This window comes from Lysinibacillus sp. NPDC097231, from assembly GCF_044761885.1.
Taxonomy (GTDB): domain Bacteria; phylum Bacillota; class Bacilli; order Bacillales_A; family Planococcaceae; genus Lysinibacillus.
This window is the reverse complement of sequence record NZ_JBIWDH010000027.1, coordinates 49042-65968: the sequence shown is the minus strand read 5'-3', so window position 1 is coordinate 65968 and position 16927 is coordinate 49042. Positions and strand designations below refer to the sequence as shown.

At 37.7% G+C, this 16927-nt stretch carries 14 protein-coding genes; 3 read left to right on the top strand and 11 right to left on the bottom strand.

What is annotated here, in order from left to right; translation table 11 throughout:
* Positions 1-147: 147 nt before the first annotated feature.
* The 3 genes from ACIQXF_RS16055 to ACIQXF_RS16045 form a co-directional block, all read right to left on the bottom strand.
* Positions 148-1332 (bottom strand): NAD(P)/FAD-dependent oxidoreductase, encoded by a 1185-nt coding sequence (locus ACIQXF_RS16055; RefSeq protein ID WP_402784470.1) that lies wholly within the window; start codon positions 1330-1332, stop codon positions 148-150.
* A gap of 50 nt (positions 1333-1382) precedes the next feature.
* Entirely contained in the window at positions 1383-1811 is a 429-nt protein-coding gene (locus tag ACIQXF_RS16050; RefSeq protein WP_402784467.1) for a helical membrane plugin domain-containing protein, read from the bottom strand.
* A 484-nt stretch (positions 1812-2295) separates the two neighbouring features.
* Complete coding sequence (locus tag ACIQXF_RS16045; RefSeq protein ID WP_402784464.1) at positions 2296-2916, bottom strand: TetR/AcrR family transcriptional regulator; 621 nt, start codon at positions 2914-2916, stop codon at positions 2296-2298.
* Positions 2917-3040: 124 nt separating this feature from the next.
* On the opposite strand from ACIQXF_RS16045, the gene ACIQXF_RS16040 reads away from it, so the two are divergent.
* The 3 genes from ACIQXF_RS16040 to ACIQXF_RS16030 all read left to right on the top strand — a co-directional run bounded on the left by ACIQXF_RS16040 (position 3041) and on the right by ACIQXF_RS16030 (position 7504).
* The gene (locus ACIQXF_RS16040; RefSeq protein WP_402784461.1) at positions 3041-5227 is read left to right on the top strand and encodes an MMPL family transporter; all 2187 of its coding nucleotides are present in this window, start codon (positions 3041-3043) and stop codon (positions 5225-5227) included.
* Between the two features lie 229 nt (positions 5228-5456).
* Entirely contained in the window at positions 5457-6317 is an 861-nt protein-coding gene (locus tag ACIQXF_RS16035) for a PucR family transcriptional regulator (protein WP_402784458.1), read from the top strand.
* A gap of 104 nt (positions 6318-6421) precedes the next feature.
* On the top strand, positions 6422-7504 hold the full coding sequence (locus ACIQXF_RS16030) for an ABC transporter ATP-binding protein (RefSeq protein WP_402784455.1): 1083 nt from the start codon (positions 6422-6424) through the stop codon (positions 7502-7504).
* A gap of 128 nt (positions 7505-7632) precedes the next feature.
* On the opposite strand, the gene ACIQXF_RS16025 is transcribed toward ACIQXF_RS16030, so the two are convergent.
* From ACIQXF_RS16025 to ACIQXF_RS15990, 8 genes are all read right to left on the bottom strand, one after another.
* Positions 7633-8505, bottom strand: a complete 873-nt coding sequence (locus ACIQXF_RS16025) for a MurR/RpiR family transcriptional regulator (RefSeq protein WP_402784452.1) — start codon at positions 8503-8505, stop codon at positions 7633-7635.
* 185 nt (positions 8506-8690) lie between these two features.
* Positions 8691-9596, bottom strand: coding sequence for an N-acetylmuramic acid 6-phosphate etherase (gene murQ, locus ACIQXF_RS16020; protein WP_402784449.1), 906 nt, complete (start codon positions 9594-9596; stop codon positions 8691-8693).
* A 19-nt stretch (positions 9597-9615) separates the two neighbouring features.
* The gene (locus tag ACIQXF_RS16015; protein ID WP_402784446.1) at positions 9616-10614 is read right to left on the bottom strand and encodes an N-acetylglucosamine kinase; all 999 of its coding nucleotides are present in this window, start codon (positions 10612-10614) and stop codon (positions 9616-9618) included.
* Positions 10601-11428: a carbohydrate ABC transporter permease gene (locus ACIQXF_RS16010; RefSeq protein ID WP_402784443.1), complete on the bottom strand. Its 828-nt coding sequence runs from the start codon at positions 11426-11428 to the stop codon at positions 10601-10603. The genes ACIQXF_RS16015 and ACIQXF_RS16010 overlap by 14 nt, the downstream gene beginning before the upstream one ends.
* 10 nt (positions 11429-11438) lie before the next feature.
* Complete coding sequence (locus ACIQXF_RS16005) at positions 11439-12386, bottom strand: carbohydrate ABC transporter permease (protein WP_402784441.1); 948 nt, start codon at positions 12384-12386, stop codon at positions 11439-11441.
* 278 nt (positions 12387-12664) lie between these two features.
* Positions 12665-13957: an ABC transporter substrate-binding protein gene (locus ACIQXF_RS16000; protein ID WP_402784438.1), complete on the bottom strand. Its 1293-nt coding sequence runs from the start codon at positions 13955-13957 to the stop codon at positions 12665-12667.
* A 17-nt stretch (positions 13958-13974) separates the two neighbouring features.
* Complete coding sequence (locus tag ACIQXF_RS15995; protein WP_402784476.1) at positions 13975-14982, bottom strand: serine hydrolase domain-containing protein; 1008 nt, start codon at positions 14980-14982, stop codon at positions 13975-13977.
* A 277-nt stretch (positions 14983-15259) separates the two neighbouring features.
* A complete protein-coding gene (locus ACIQXF_RS15990) occupies positions 15260-16774 on the bottom strand; it encodes a DHA2 family efflux MFS transporter permease subunit (RefSeq protein WP_402784435.1) in 1515 nt (504 codons plus the stop codon).
* Positions 16775-16927 lie beyond the last annotated feature (153 nt).

The following is a 16927-nucleotide window of genomic DNA, read 5'->3' as shown; positions in this document are numbered from 1 at the left end:
CAGAACTCGATTATTTTAAAAAATAGCGAAAATAGATAATAACTTTTTCGCTTCAATGAGTAGAGTGTTCCTTCCTAAATCAAAAAAATGTTAGGCCGAAATAAAATCGGTCTAACATTTTTCTTTTTGTCCCAGCCTCTTAAAATATTAGTACGCTAAGCCGAATAGCGCTTTGATGTGTGTAAGATAGCGAATGTTAGACGCTTCTTTCATAAGTGTTGCAGGAAGACCTTTAAGCTCTGTGTTGCTAGCACCGATAGTCGCAACAGCGTCTTTACGACCTAAGCTTGCAAGTGTACCAGAGTTAATTGCAGAGAAAGGTTTCATCTCTTGGTTTTTGTATTGTGCGAATAGGTTGTAGCCAGCGCACTCACCCATTTGCCATGCAACTTGAGCAGTTGGTGCATATAGCGGACGTCCACCATCAGCTGGTAATGCCACAGATGCATCACCAATTACGAATACATCATTATGAGATGTAGATTGTAAGAACTCGTTAATCGTAGCTTTACCACGATCTGCTGCAAGACCAGACTCGCCTACGATTGGAAGTGGAGCTACCCCACCAGTCCAAATAAGTGTATTGGCAACGATTGGTTCGCGATCTTTAAGAGAGATAACATTACCATCGACACCTGTTACTGGAGTACCAGTGATGAATTCAACGCCACGTTTTGTTAAGCTTTCAGTAGCACGTTGGATAAGAGCATCTGGAAGTACTGGTAAGATTTTCGGACCAGCTTCAACAAGTTTGATTTTAAGATCAGCAAAGTTAACACCGTGTTTTGCTGCGATTTTCGGGAAGTTGTCCACGATTTCACCAACAAGCTCTACACCTGTTAAACCGCCACCGCCGATAACAATCGTCGCATCTGCTTCATTTTTTGTTTGTGCATATGCTTTAATACGATCTTCGATATGTTTGTTAATTTTGTTTGCTTCGTTCACTGATTTAAGTACCATTGAGTTTTCTTCTAATCCAGGGATACCGAAGAATCCAGTTTGGCTACCTAAAGATACTACCAAAGTATCGTAATCTAAAGTATATCCATTGTCTAGATCAACTTTTTTAGTGTCTACATTGAATTTTGTTACTTTAGCAATTTGTAGATCAATATCTAAACCTTTAAAGATTTTTTTAAGTGGTAAAGCAACAGCACCTTCTGCAATAGTACCACCAGCTAAACGGTGAAGTTCAGTGATGATTTGGTGTGTTGGGAATTGGTTTACGACAGTAATTTTAGCTTCATCAGCTGATAGATACTTACGTGCTGTTAATGCAGTTAAAACGCCAGCGTAACCAGCACCTAAGATGACGATTTCTTTTGACATGATTAATTAATCCTCCGTCCTTACGTTTCGAATATATCTCGAGTCGAGTCTTATTTAGCTTTGCGTTCAGCGTTTACTTGTAAGAAAGCATTAACAAAACGGAAAACACCTTGAACTTGTGGGTCTTTTAACATTTTCATAAGACCGAATAAACCAATTACTTCTTGGCTTTCAGAAGCACGATCTTTCGCTTCAATTGCAGTAGCTGCAAGGTTTTTAGCTGATCCTACTACTGGGCCTGCCATTTCTGTTACAGCACCAACAGTATCATTTTTAAGTACTTCGTCAGTTGCAACAGCTTGAGCAAACTCATACGATTTTGTTAATAGCGTCATCATTTCAGTTAACTTTGGTAATTGCTCAACTAAAGTTGTAAGTGACTCTTGAACCTCAGGCTTTAATAATTGATCTAGCACATCCAGTTGTTCTTGACTCACAGTTAATTGTTCAGACTGTGTTTGGTTATTCGTTTCTGACATTTTGAACTCTCCTTTGCCATCACTATTACTATTTTTATATTACTTACATGTAAAAAAGACCATTAAGTTACTTCTTAACAGTCGTTACAGCGCGTATATCTTACACAATCACCAGTCTCAAGGGCTGGACAGTAATTCGTATGACTTGTTATTACAATGTAAACTTCATTTTGCAAAAAGCGCATCATAATTCCATCCTTATCTTGTCTTGGTGACATTACAAACTCCATTATAAGACTGTTTGCACATTATTTCAATGAGCTAAATCACAATTTCGACAATCTTTTCAAAATTCATTGTTTTTGTCAACTATTCATTTTATTTAGGTCTGCTTTTTGTCTATTCTGTTAAAATATACAATACTCTTCATTTACAACTTAATACGGTCCCTATAAAATATTTTATGTTAAATAATAAATTTGCCCTTAATAAGTGTTCTGTATACTTAATGAAGGAATTCTTATTTTATTTCATTACAGATAAATTAGTATGCGACAGATTGCCAGAAGAAGTCTACAATCTCCTTCGCAGCCATATCTGTTGTTTGAAATAACCTAATCCCCTCTCCATCTTTAAAATAACCTACAGACAGCAGCGCCATAAAAGCATGTGCAAAAAAGGTTGCGTCTCCTTTACGAATCGTACCTCTCTCCATTTCCGACCACATCGCCTGTTCTACCGTTCTATACATTTCTTGTTCTGCCACATGCACTTCTTTTAACTGGGATTCTGATAAATTAATCGTCGCTTCTCTCATAAAGTTTTTCATATCAATATCTAAAGTGGCTGATAAATGAACGTCAGCGAGTTGCTCTAAGCGCTCTTTAAATGGTCTTGGTTGCTCTAAAATTCGTAAAATAGATAACCTAATTCTATTCATCATTGCAATTAATGAGGATGTATATAAATCTCCTTTAGTCGGGTAATAGTAATAGATCGTGGCCTTTGTCACGTTACAAGCTTTTGCTACATCATCCATCGATATATTTTTGTAACCCTCTTTTATAAAGAGCTTTGTTGCTGTTTCAAGGACAATATCTTTTGTCGGTTTCGCATTATCATCATGGCGAGGTCTTCCGAGAACACGCCGCGGCGATTGTTTCAATAAGTTCGCCTCCTTATAAAGCATTCTTTTTAGTCATAGTATAACATATCAATTATTCTCAATTGATTAATTAACCTTCTAGTATATATAATTAATATTACTTACATGAAATGGAGGACCTGTGATGAAAAAACATCCACTTGAACAATGGGGTTCAATAGTAGCGAGTAAACAAGGTAGCTTATTAGCTCTTACTTTTTGGGCTTTACTTGTTGTTGTACTATCGTTGGCTTGGCCACAAATTAATAGTATTAAGAGTGAGTCCGGTAAAAATCTACCCGAAAGCGAAATGTCTGAGCTAGCAGCAGCCATCATTGCTGAACAATTCCCAAATGATGCTGGTACACCATTATTACTTGTTTGGCATCGGGAAAGTGGCCTAACGACAGACGATTATGTTGCCATCCAAAAGGTTTATGGAGAACTTACAACCAAACCTTTAGCACATCAAACGCTTATTCCCCCTTTTGATAAAATGCCACCACAAGCTTTTGAGGCATCTACATCAGAAAACGGCACAACAATCGTAACGCCAGTTTTCTTTGAAAAAGGAGTAGCTACTGATGCATTGCGAGATAGTTTAGAAACATTAACGAAAACGATGAAAAAGTTTAATGTTCAACTAGATAAAGACTTGGCTAACGATGTGCTTCATGTGCGATATTCTGGACCAGTAGGTATCGCAACAGATGCTGTCAGCCTTTTTTCTCAGGCTGATGTGAAATTATTAATGGCGACAGTACTCCTTGTTTTAGTGTTGCTAATTATTATTTATCGATCACCATTATTAGCGATTATTCCTTTAATCGTTGTAGGTCTTGCTTACGGTATCATAAGTCCAACGCTTGGCTTCTTTGCTAATCATGGATGGATAGAAAAAGATTCGCAGGCTGTTTCCATAATGACCGTTTTACTCTTTGGAGCAGGAACAGACTATTGTTTATTTTTAATATCTAAGTACCGAGAGATACTATTCGATATTGAAGATAAATCTACTGCCATGAAGCTTGCTGTAAAAGAATCTGGCGGTGCAATTATGATGAGTGCTTTGACAGTTGTTATCGGTCTAGCTACTCTTAGTTTGGCTCATTATGGTGCATTCCAACGCTTTGCAGTTCCATTTAGCTTTGGGGTACTAGTGATGGGAATTGCGGCGCTTGTGGTCCTTCCAGCAATTCTTGTCATGATCGGACGCGTCGCCTTTTTTCCATTCATACCAAGAACTGAGGAGATGGCTAATAAAAAAGGTAAAAAACAGCATAAACCGTCTCATAAAACGAGTCATAAAATTGGGCGTTTTGTGACTCATAAACCATGGATTGTTATAGTTGTCACTTTACTGTTGCTCGGTGGATTAGCAACATTCGTACCGCGTATTCAGTATACCTTTGATTTATTATCATCATTCCCCGAGAATATGCCGTCACGCGAAGGCTTTATTTTAATAGAAGAAAACTTCTCAGCTGGTGAACTAGCACCTGTTCAAATTGTCATTGACACAGAGGGTAAAGACATGGATTTGCAACAGCCATTAAGTGCAATTTCCTATATTGATAGTGTTGCAGATGTCCAAATTGGAGAGAAAAACAATTCCATTCAATTGTATGAACTATCTTTAAATGAAAATCCTTATGCCAAGGAATCTTTAGCGCATATCCCTGAACTCAAGACAGAAGTTACAAAAATGCTTGAAGCTAAAGGCATTAAAGATGCAAACGAACATGTCTGGATTGGTGGAGAGACAGCCAGCCAATATGACACACAGCAAATAACTATACGTGATGAGACTGTTATCATGCCAACAATGATTGCTTTAATTGCTTTATTATTATTTATCTATCTACGTTCAATTACTGCCACTGTTTATTTATTAGCGACTGTTATTATTTCTTATTTGGGGGCACTTGGTGCAGGATGGCTAATTTTACATTATGGAATGGGGGCAGAAGCCATTTCAGGAGCAATCCCACTATATGCGTTTGTATTTTTAGTGGCACTTGGAGAAGATTATAATATTTTCATGATTTCCGAAGTTTGGAAAAAGCGGAGAACAGTCGATCATTTAACGGCTGTTGAAGAAGGAGTCGTGCGAACAGGAAGTGTCATCACATCTGCTGGTCTTATTTTAGCTGGAACATTTGCTGTCCTTACAACCCTACCTATTCAAGTACTTGTTCAGTTTGGTGTCGTTACGGCAATTGGCGTGCTTCTTGATACTTTCATTGTGCGTCCATTGCTTGTGCCAGCTATTACGACTGTTGTGGGTAAATATGCGTTTTGGCCTGGTGCATTATTTAAAAAGGATGCATAGCATCAAATATAGCACGGACGTTAGCGTAAAAGGTTTGGATGATTTTAGAATTCATCCGCCTTTTCACTTTCGCTAGTTTCCGTGCTGTTGTTTGTCCAATGGCTGAAATTATAATTTTATTTTGTTTACCCTATATTGCTATCATTTTCCGAAAAATATATACTTAAAACAAAATTGCATGATTTGTTGTGAGTTTCTATTCCGATTATTAACAAGGGATGTGGCATTCATGGACTATCAAAAATTGCAACAGCGCTTTCCATTATTAAGACCTTTTACAGGTAATAAAACAGAAGGCTATCTGTTTAATTTTGACCATCAACTTTTTGAAATTCCAAAACATACAATTACACAAAATGAGCTAGAGCTTTTACGTATTTTCTCCGGACCAATTACACTTCCAAATTACTTTGATACGGCTTGGTTTGATTATTTAACAGATCAAACAAATGAGCCTCCAACTGCTATCCATGAACACCGCATTCTGTTTCTTCATTTTGATAAAGCTTTTACTGCAGCTAATTTACTTCGAACGGCCTTTGAAGCATTACTCGGGAAAGACATTATACTCATATCATTAAATCATCATTTATTTGCCATTATTGAATGCATAGAAAACGATGAATTACTAAATTTTTCTCATTACATTGATTTGTTACGTGAAGATTTAGAGACCAACTTTAAAATTTTTGTTTCTGATGTAACACCAGACATTGCGATGACAAAAAAGCGATTTAACTGGCTAGTTGACGTGCAGCAATCACTTTGGTCTCATACATCTAAGCATGTACTCACACAGCAAGAGCTATTAGTGCCGTATTTATCACAGCAACTTAGCATACAAGAGAAAGATTTCTTTATTACTTCTATTTTAAAAGAAGCAACCTCACATCCAGATTTAGTACATACAATAAAACAATTACTTGAATATGAAGGTAATATAACACTTGCTGCTAAGAAAATGTTCTTGCACCGTAATACACTACAAAATCGTCTGGACAAATTTCAGCAACTTACTCATAAGGATATTCGGCAATTCGAACATAGGCTTGAGGTATTTCTTGCTATCTCCTTTTTAGAGTCGTTATAAGTCACGCTGCACAATTTACAATTTAAATACTGTGCAGCATTTACCTATACCAAAACCCTATAGTTATTTACAATGAATGTATCACTTACAAAGGGGCGTAGTGTATGGCAGAATTGCGATTAGAGCATATTTATAAAATTTACGATAAAAATGTACAGGCGGTGACTGATTTTAATCTGCATATCCGTGATAAGGAATTTATCGTTTTTGTAGGTCCATCTGGCTGTGGAAAAACAACAACATTACGGATGATTGCAGGCCTAGAGGATATTTCAAAGGGAGAATTTTATATAGACGATGTACTAATGAATGATGTGGAGTCAAAAGATCGAAGTATAGCTATGGTATTCCAGAGTTACGCATTATATCCTCATATGTCCGTCTATGATAATATGGCATTTAGCTTAAAACTACGTAAGGTTGATAAAAAGGAAATTGATCGACGAGTGAGAGAAGCCGCTAAAGTATTAGGTTTAGAGGATTACTTAAAAAGGAAGCCCAAAGCGTTATCTGGTGGACAACGTCAGCGAGTAGCTCTCGGTCGCGCTATAGTACGTGATGCCAAAGTTTTTTTAATGGATGAGCCACTCTCCAATTTAGATGCCAAGCTACGTGTACAAATGCGAGCCGAAATTCAGAAGCTGCATCAACGTATTCAAACGACAACTATTTACGTTACACATGACCAAACAGAAGCAATGACTATGGCTACTCGCCTTGTTGTCATGAAGGATGGTCTTATTCAACAAATTGGCGCTCCCAAGGAAGTGTATGATACGCCGCAAAATATGTTTGTGGCAGGCTTTATCGGCTCTCCTTCTATGAATCTTTTTCAAGGACATTTAACAGATACAACTGTAATCCTAGGAGAGTATAGTTTTCCGATCCCCCCAACATATTTAGCAATATTGAAAGAAAAAAATTATTTAGGCAAAGACATTGTTCTAGGTATTCGTCCCGAAGATTTGCAAATGACAACTGCCGATTCCCCGTACACTTTCAATGCAACAGTTGAAGTTGCTGAACTACTCGGTGCAGAAACTTTCCTCTATTCTTCATTAGCCAATCAAACATTCATTGCCCGTGTCAATGCTGATACTAATCTACATCCAGCCGATGTGGTGACATTAGCAATGAAAGAAGAAAAGATACACTTCTTCGATCCCCAAACGGAAGAACGTATTTAAGCGTTTGTAAGTGTAGTGACTGTAGGCAAGCATAGGTTATAGAAAAAAGAACTTAGGCAATGCCACGATTTGTGCATTGCCTAATTGACCACCACTTTCCTCCTGTTTTGATGAAGCATTTTTCTCTACTATTTCTTTCGTGTATTAACCTTCTTATGAAGCCCTTGAATTGCTGTACGTGTTGCATCCAGAAAATCAATTGTCTGCTCATAGTCACTCGTTGCTACACACATAAATAAAATATCAATCACATGAAGTTGTGCAAGACGCGAGGAAGTCGCTCCGCTTCTAAAGGTTGCTTCTACATTCGGTGACGTGTATAAACAAATATCTGCTAAGCTTGACACAAGTGAACTACCATAGCGAGTTAAACTGATCGTCGTTGCAGGTGTATCACGAGCAATCTCAAGGATTTTAGCAACCTCATGTGTTTCACCAGAAAATGAAATACCTACTACCACATCTCCCTCTTCTGCATTGACAACTGCTGTAGCCCCTAAATGTAAATCCATAAACGCCTTACTATTCTTATTTATTCGCAAAAACTTCTGATCTGCATCCATTGCTGCAATACCAGACGCACCGACTCCAAAAAAGAAAATTCTTTTGGCCTTTGATAAGGCTGACACTGCTCGTTTCAGCTCTACTGCATCAATTAAATCTGCCGTTTGTCTTAAAATTTGACTACTTTGCGTCGTTACCTTTTCAACAATGGATTGTAACGGCTCGTTTGGTTCAATATCACGATCATCTGTTTTTTCTCGCTGCAAATCACCAGCTATTCGTAGCTTTAGCTCCTGTACACCACTGATATTTAAAGATTTACATAAACGAATGACGGCTGCACTGCTTGTATTACTCACCTCTCCCAATTCAACGGCTGTCATTTTAATTGCCTTTGATGGATGCTCTAAAATAAAGGATGCCACCTTCTTTTCAGATGGCGGTAACTTCTCTCGCATTTCTGCAAGCATAATCAATCCTGCATTTATTTTCTCCATTTCAATCAACTCCGCACTCTATTTTGTATGTATTGTAGCTGCCGCTACGTTTGCACTACGCTTTCGCGCTGATAAATGGCCACAGGACGTGGTCTCTTAGACGGAGTCCCTATATTACAGTAGGGCTTGAACCCACTGAACGAAGATGAAAAAGTGAATGGAAACATTTCCACCCACCCCTTTAGTTAATCCTTCTTTAACTCCACGGCTGTACGCACATGGCCCTCTGTTTGACTCAATAATGTCTCTGCTTCATCTAAAGTCGAGTCAGTGAGTAACATAACAATAGCAAGCTTCACTTGATAATTGGTCTGTTCTAATATTTCTTCTGCCTGTTCATAGGATACGTTTGTTGCCTCACAGACAATCTTTTTAGCACGCTCACGTAATTTAAAATTACTTGCATGGACATCCACCATTAAGTTTTTATAGACCTTTCCAAGCTTAATCATCGTTGTTGTCGTTATCATATTTAATATTTGTTTATGAGCAGTCGCAGCCTTTAATCTCGTGGAGCCTGTTAAAATTTCTGGGCCAGTAATGACTTCTATTGCAATATCTGCATAGTCACTAATGATAGATTGCGGATTACTAGTTAAACTTATTGTTTGTGCACCTATTTGTCGCGCATATACTAACGCACCTTTTACAAAGGGTGTTCTACCACTTGCAGCTATTCCAATGACAACATCCTGTGCACTTAGCTGCTGTTTCTCTAGTTCCACTTTTCCCAGATTTAGATCGTCCTCTGCACCCTCTATAGCGACCATCACTGCGTCTGAACCACCTGCCAATATAGCTTGCACGAGCGCTGGTGATGTACTGAACGTTGGTGGACATTCCACTGCATCTAATAAACCTATACGCCCACTTGTCCCTGCGCCTATATAAAATAATCTCCCTCCACTCTTCATCTTATTAACGACTACCTCAATTGCTTGTTCAATTTCAGGTAGCACCTTTGTAATGGCATGCGGTATTTTTCCATTATCTTCATTCATCAACTGCACAATTTCAGCAATTGACATTAAATCTAGATTTGCCGATTCTGGATGATAGTCTTCTGTTGTCAGTTTTGTCATTCGTTCCATCGAAGTCTAATCCCTCCTACTACATCGTATTTTTGCTCATCCATGATTCTTTTACGATTCGCTGCAATGACTCCGTAATTAGAACTCCCTCACTGATAAGCCCCTTTACAAATGCTCCTATAACAGGTGGTACTTCAGGTCGAATGAGTAGATTGTCTATTGTTGCTTGCTGTAATTTTTCTTGAAAACAATTAGCAAAATAACTGCTTTTAAATAAACCACCGCAAGTGACAATAGGGAAGCTTTTGACTTGCGGCTCTTTCTGAAACATTGTTAGTAGTAATTGTACTAAACAGGTTGTGGCACGTTCTATAATGACCTTGGCAGTTTCATCGCCTTGTTCAGCTAACCGTAAAACAGTCTGTACAGTAGATGCTATCAACGCGCGTGGTTGTGGATGCTCATAGATCATTGTAATCATTTCGGTTGGATCTTTTAGCCCAAGTTGCTTTAAGATAGCTTCTGTAAGTACATCACCATCTTGACCAAATGCATCATAATGCTGTGAAACGACACGTAATGCCTCTTGCCCAATATAGTAGCCACTACCTTCATCCCCAAATAGATAGCCCCATCCACCAACTCGGTTAATATGATTATTTTTTTGAACACAATAGACAATAGAACCAGTTCCTGCAATAATGACAAGCCCTTCATGTGCAAATGTACCACTAGTAAGTGCCGCGACCGCATCATTTGTAACATGCACCTTGCAGTATTCAGATGAAAAGAATAATTCCATCCATCTACGCCAGCGTACAAAATCTACCTGACGATCCCCACCTGCCATACATAAAAAAATAGTCGAAACTTCTTTCTTCGTTGCCCCTACTTTTTGTAGTAACTCCGTTAGTAATTTTTTTATTTGCTGTTGTACTTCTGCTGGTGGAGTTGACTTGATATTTGCTCCTGCTCCCTCAACAACTGCAAGCACTTCACCATTTTTTGTCCCTATAACGGCACAAGTTTTCGTTCCACCACCATCTACAGCAATAATGTATTGTTTATTTAATGGCACCAGCCGTCAACCCTTCCATAAATTGCTTAGAAGCAATGAAAAATAAAAGTATCATTGGTAATGACGCAAGTGTTAAACCTGCAAAAAGCGAACCCCAGTCTGCTGAATGTTCCCCAAACAGCGACATCATCCCAACAGGAATCGTACGCTTCATTTTATCTGTAATGAAAATAAGCGGGAAGAAAAAATCATTCCAAGCGGCAATAAAATTAATGATAATCACTGTTCCCAGTGCTGGTCTCATTAACGGCAACACGACATGCCAAAGAACCCTTAAATTTCCCGCCCCATCAATACGAGCAGCCTCCTCTAGCTCATATGGCATCGTTTTAAAGAAACCTGTTAATATTAGCATCGTCAGTGGAATGCCCGTCGCAGTATTCATTAAAATTAGTGACCATAAGGAATTAATAAGCCCTAAATCACGCATTAAAATGAAAAGAGGTACAATCCCCAGTTTGATCGGGATCATCATTCCTAATAGGAAAATGAAAAATAGTGCATGATTCCATGAAAATTTAAAACGCGCAATATAAAAGGATGCTAATGAACAAACAACGACTATTAAGATAACAGATATAATACTCACAAAAACGCTGTTCATGAAATAGGTTGTAAACGGAATTTTTGACAATAACGTACGGTAAGTATCTAAGCTAAAGCTGGTCGGTAAGCCCAAAGGATTTTTGTAAATTTCCAAACTCGTCTTAAATGACGATAAAATCATTAATAAAATTGGATATAAACTGATCGTCGCCACTACAAATACCACAATATAATAAAACGGTCGAGCCCAAATTGTGCCTTGCTTCATATACTCCCCCCTACATCTGTACATCCTTTTTACTCGTAAAACGTAAAAATACTGTTGTGCAAATTAATATAAAGAAGAATAAAACAGTTGCTAACGCTGACCCTAGACCAATAGCTGTCGCTCCAGAGGCTGTTGAGCTACCAAATGCCAAGCGATAGAAGAACACTGCCAATGTGTCTGTAGAATAATAAGGTTCTCCCATTGAGCCCTGCATTGCATAGACAAGCTCAAAGGCTTCAAATGATTGAATAAAAGTTAAAACACCCATAATCATAATTGAAGGAATCATTAATGGTAGATAAATCGTTCGTAATAATGTAAAGCCCTTAGCACCATCTAATTTTGCCGCTTCAATCAATTCATGGGGAATACCTTGAAAACCTGCTAAGAAAATCAAGACACCAAAGCCCAGACCAAACCAACAGTTTACTAAAATAATGGCGATTAATGCTGTATTGGGGTCACCTAACCAAGCCTTTTGCAAACCTTCCAAACCTATTTTCCCTAATATTACATTTAAAGTACCGAAATTTGGATTCAAAATTAATTTCCATAAAAATCCTACAACAATCACTGATAATAATCGCGGTAAGAAGAAAGCAGCCTTAAAAAATTCTGCTCCTTTTATTTTTTGATAAATGATAAACGCCAAGAAGAAGGCTAGCCCATTCATTACAATCATTTGTAAGACAAAATACAGTACATTATGGTTGAAGGCATTCCAGAACATTGACCCATATGGCTCTGTCGTAAACAATGTCACAAAATTCCTAAACCCAATAAAGTCTCCTCTTGTCATCCCTTTCCATTCAAAAAAACTATATGATAATGCTGCCAAGATAGGATACAGTACAAACATTCCATAAATAATTAGCGCAGGGATAGGAAAAAGATGAATGGTCCACTTTGCCCAAGTTTTTTTCTTTTTAGTCGGTGCAGCCGTAATTATTTTCACCATTGGACAACCTCCTTTAGAGGAATTTAGACAGTAAGACCCCAACTCCTTCCTTCGAAGCTTTAGTGGGGTCATGGTCATGATTCTCAATACATCTATCTTCATTCAGCAAATCTTTACTATGCGAAAGTGAAGCAACAGCTACAAATGTTTTCTGCGCGAAAGCATAGTTACAGCTACAATTACACCAAGGCGAAATTGCTTATGGTTATCATTTTCTAATGAACTTTCCTACTTATCTGAAGATGTAAAATAGGCACTCCTATCAAGGAAGCTCCGATTTATTTTTGAAATGGTTTAAACCATGACTTGGTATTTTCTTGTACTTTTGCTGCTACCTCTTCTGGTGTTACTTGACCTAAGTACATCCCTTGTAGCTCACTTTCAAGTAGACTCTTTGTTGTCGGATCGCCACCTGTAAAGTTTGTTACCCACATGTAAGGTGTAGCTTCTTTTTCCGTCGATTTGCTAATGTCACTTAACAAAGCATTGTCAGATGTAATCCCAGGAATTGCACTAATCATTGAAAATTCCTTTACAAATAGCTCTCCAAACTCTTTTGTTGTTAAGAATTCTAAAAATGCTTTAGCAGCATCCTTATTTTTTGAATTTGCGTTAATAGCAAATGAACCATCTACCCAAGTTGTCACTGTTTTGTTACCAGCTTTTGAAGGAATCGGGAAGTAACCTAAATCTAAATCCGGATTCATGTCTAACACAACTGGAATCTCCCAACTCCCTAACGGGAACATAGCCGCATCACCTAATGCAAATAATGTGCGAATATCATCCATTCCTAAGCCTTCTGAATTTGCTGGGAAGTATTTCTTCAAGTCATTCATCACTTTTATAGATTCTATAAATGTAGGATCTGTAAAGTCCTTTTCTCCTGCAAGCACTGCTTGGTAAAAATCATTCCCCTCATAAATAGCAGGACCTACAATACCGTGCAGCAATGACAATAACCAGCCTTCTTTTGTCCCCATTGCAATTGGTGTAATACCTTTTTCTAGCAATTTATCATTTAATGCTATGAATTCATCCCAAGTTGTAGGTACTTCTAAGTTATTATCTTTAAATATCTTTTTATTGTAGAAGAATTGTGTTGAGCTCAAGTTAATTGGTACACCGTACTGATTACCTTCTTCATCTCTTGAAGCTTTTAGTGCATCTTCAGGATATACATTCAAACCATTTAATCCATTAAGTTTCTCTACGTAGCCAGCCTCAGCAAGCTTTAATCCAGCAGCATACGGACGCAAATGAAAAATATCTGGGCCTTCTCCAGCTTGTAATGCAGTGTTCAGCACGGTGTTATACTCTGTGTTTTTAGTTGGGTTAAATGATATATGAATTTCGGGATGTTTTTCATTAAATAAAGCAATGACTTTTTCATATTTTGCTACATCTTCTGTACGCCAACTCCCTATCGTTAGGGAAACCTCTTTCGCGCTTCCTTCATTATTCGTATCAGGTGTTGTTGAACTTGTAGGTTTTTCATCTGAGGAACAGCCTACTAGTGCTATAACGAGTAATAAAAGCAGCATAAACAACCATTTATTCATGTTTTTCATAACAACCCATCCACCCTTCATGTAATTATTAGATTTTCATAAATCATCGTATGAAGCTTTTCTCTAATTTCCCCCATACTCGTATTTCTCCCATAATGAACGGCATTCGTTAGTAAAATGACAAAAGCCTTATTTACTGGGTCCATCCAAATACTTGTGCCAGTAAATCCTGTATGTCCAAAAGATCCTTCGGTCCACCCCCTACCAAAACAAAATAATGAACGATCTCCATTCCAAACTTCAAAGCCAAGTCCTCTGTTACCTAACGTCTCCGTATATGCCAGCTCCATCCACTCAAATGGTATGGTAGATTGCTGTGTTAGTCCTAGCCAATACTCCGCATATTTTGCTAAGTCCTCGGCACATGAAAATAACCCTGCACTACCAGCTACACCTTCTAATAACAGTGCTTTTTCATCATGTACAATTCCTTGCACATATTTTCCCGCTACCAATTCGGTCGCTGCAGCCTGCCACCTTTTCTGCTCGGGGAGTCGAAAACATGTATGGTGCATATCCCACGGTTTGAAAATCTCCTGCTCTACAAAATTCTGAAAAGGCTGCCCTGCAACATTTTCGATAATCTTTCCTAATAAAATCATACCTAGATCACTGTATAGTACTCGCTCATTCGGCTGTCCAATGACATCACATGCTAAAACTTCCTGCATAATATCACGCTGATGATGCCTTCTAACAGGCGGTTTTAAGTCTGCCGGTAGCCCAGAGCTATGTTGTAATAAGTGTTGAACTGTAATGTCTGGAAATCTAAAACCTGGTAAATGGACTTGTACCGAGTCCTTCAAATTCAGCTTGTTTCTACTAATCATCAATAGAATAGCAGGCAATGTTGCGATAATTTTTGTTAATGATGCCAAATCAAACAAAGTATTGTTCGTAATGATTGGCTTACTCCAATCCTCTGCTGTATATGCTCCGTAGCTTTTTGACAGTATACGTTTATTTTGCTGTTGGATAATAAGCACTGCACCCGGAATTTTTTTGCTACTCACTAAGTGATTCATATAAGCATCTATCAAATAATCACCTCACACCCACAATTGACTAAATTTTCTGTAAATTAATGATATAAAATAAAATGATAAAAAACAATATTAAGAATTAAAATTTTTTTTCATTTTTTATGCATTATTTTCAGAAGTGCTTTCTTCCCTATTAACACAGGGTATCGGAATGGCTGTTATTATCGTGAGAGTAGTAGATTCTGCTTTAATGGCATTATAATTTCTCCTCTATTAAAAAAAACCTGTTAGTAGAAGTTTTCCACTAACAGGTCACAATTTATTTAGTTGGTTTTTTTAAATCCATGGAAGCTGCAGCACTTTCAATTTTTACACGTTTTAAGAAGAATGCAAGTACAAAGGCAACCACTGTAACACCAGCTGCTATTAAGAATGAATGTGTAATACCATCTAATAAGGCATTTTGCATAATTTGGTCCTGCATTTGTTGCATTTGCTCAGGTGTTGGAGCAATTCCTGATTGTGCTGCAGTCGCTTTTGTTTCTGCAATTAAATCCTGGGCTGTAGCTTTTGTACGGTTATTCATAAACGTTACCATTACTGCACTACCAATTGCTCCTGCAACTTGCTGTACAGTATTATTAATAGCTGTACCATGTGGGTTCATCATTTGTGGTAATTGGTTTAAACCATTAGTCATAATTGGCATCATAACCATTGACATACCGAACATACGAATTGTGTACATAGACACGATAAAAGTATAGCTTGAATCTAATTCTAATTTTGTTAATCCGAATGTTGCAAGCGTCGTAATAGCTAAACCGATAATCGCTAAGATACGAGGTCCGAATTTATCAAAAAGTTTCCCTGTAATCGGCGACATAATCCCCATTACAAGTGCCCCTGGAAGCATCATTAAGCCCGCTTTAAATGGATCAATTCCACGAATCGATTGTACATATGCAGGAGTTAAAATCATACCAGAGAACATAGCCATTGACACGATAATTGAGATAGCTGAACCCAATGCAAACATTGGATATTTATAAATACGTAAATTTAACAAAGGTTGATCCATACGTAATTGTTTAAAGATGAATATCAGTAAAGCAATAAAGCCAACCGAGATTGGACCATAAACCCAAGGACTTGACCAGCCCTTATCCCCTGCAGTACTGAAGCCATATAGAATACCACCGAATGCAATTGTTGATAATAGCACTGAAAGGATATCTAAATTAACTTTACGTGTCTCCATCACATTTTCTAATTTCCAAATACCAAACAATAAACTAATTACTGCAAATGGAATAATCATTTGGAATAGCATACGCCAATCATGGTGCTCAACAATATACCCTGATAAAGTAGGACCTATCGCTGGTGCAGAAATCATAACTAAACCAAAGATCCCCATTGCTGCCCCACGTTTTTCTTTTGGGAAACTGATCAGCATTACGTTCATTAGAAGTGGTGACATACTTGAGGCACCTGCCGCTTGCACCATACGACCTGCTAGTAATATTTCGAAATTAGGTGCAAACCCAGCCATAATTGTACCAATTGTAAAGACTGACATCGCTGCAATAAACAAATGTCTATTTTTAAAGCGTGTAACAAAGAACGCTGAAGCTGGCACTAGAATACCGCTTACTAGCATATAACCTGTTGCGAGCCATTGTACCTTTGAATAAGTTATATCAAAATCTTTCATGATTGTCGGTAACGCAACATTTAACAATGTATTGTTTAAAAAAGCAACAAAAGCACCCACAAATAAAATCGAAATCATGCCATAAGGGGGCTTTTTCATTGTTTGCTCACTATTCATTTATATCCCTCAATTCCTTCTTGTTTTTTTCGATAAAACCTATTTTATACTCGCAGTCTACTTTTTTCAACAATTAAGATCAAAAATTTTATAAATGTTGATATACAAGCGTTTTCACTATAGAATAAGAGTATAATATTTTTAAAAAAGGTG

Bases quoted from the DNA above. Each gene is read 5' to 3' on its own strand.
- ACIQXF_RS16055 (WP_402784470.1), bottom strand. From the start codon at position 1,332: ATGTCAAAAGAAATCGTCATCTTAGGTGCTGGTTACGCTGGCGTTTTA.
- ACIQXF_RS16050 (WP_402784467.1), bottom strand. From the start codon at position 1,811: ATGTCAGAAACGAATAACCAAACACAGTCTGAACAATTAACTGTGAGT.
- ACIQXF_RS16040 (WP_402784461.1), top strand. From the start codon at position 3,041: ATGAAAAAACATCCACTTGAACAATGGGGTTCAATAGTAGCGAGTAAA.
- ACIQXF_RS16035 (WP_402784458.1), top strand. From the start codon at position 5,457: ATGGACTATCAAAAATTGCAACAGCGCTTTCCATTATTAAGACCTTTT.
- ACIQXF_RS16030 (WP_402784455.1), top strand. From the start codon at position 6,422: ATGGCAGAATTGCGATTAGAGCATATTTATAAAATTTACGATAAAAAT.
- ACIQXF_RS16025 (WP_402784452.1), bottom strand. From the start codon at position 8,505: ATGGAGAAAATAAATGCAGGATTGATTATGCTTGCAGAAATGCGAGAG.
- murQ (WP_402784449.1), bottom strand. From the start codon at position 9,596: ATGGAACGAATGACAAAACTGACAACAGAAGACTATCATCCAGAATCG.
- ACIQXF_RS16010 (WP_402784443.1), bottom strand. From the start codon at position 11,428: ATGAAGCAAGGCACAATTTGGGCTCGACCGTTTTATTATATTGTGGTA.
- ACIQXF_RS16005 (WP_402784441.1), bottom strand. From the start codon at position 12,386: ATGGTGAAAATAATTACGGCTGCACCGACTAAAAAGAAAAAAACTTGG.
- ACIQXF_RS16000 (WP_402784438.1), bottom strand. From the start codon at position 13,957: ATGAAAAACATGAATAAATGGTTGTTTATGCTGCTTTTATTACTCGTT.
- ACIQXF_RS15995 (WP_402784476.1), bottom strand. From the start codon at position 14,982: ATGAATCACTTAGTGAGTAGCAAAAAAATTCCGGGTGCAGTGCTTATT.
- ACIQXF_RS15990 (WP_402784435.1), bottom strand. From the start codon at position 16,774: ATGAATAGTGAGCAAACAATGAAAAAGCCCCCTTATGGCATGATTTCG.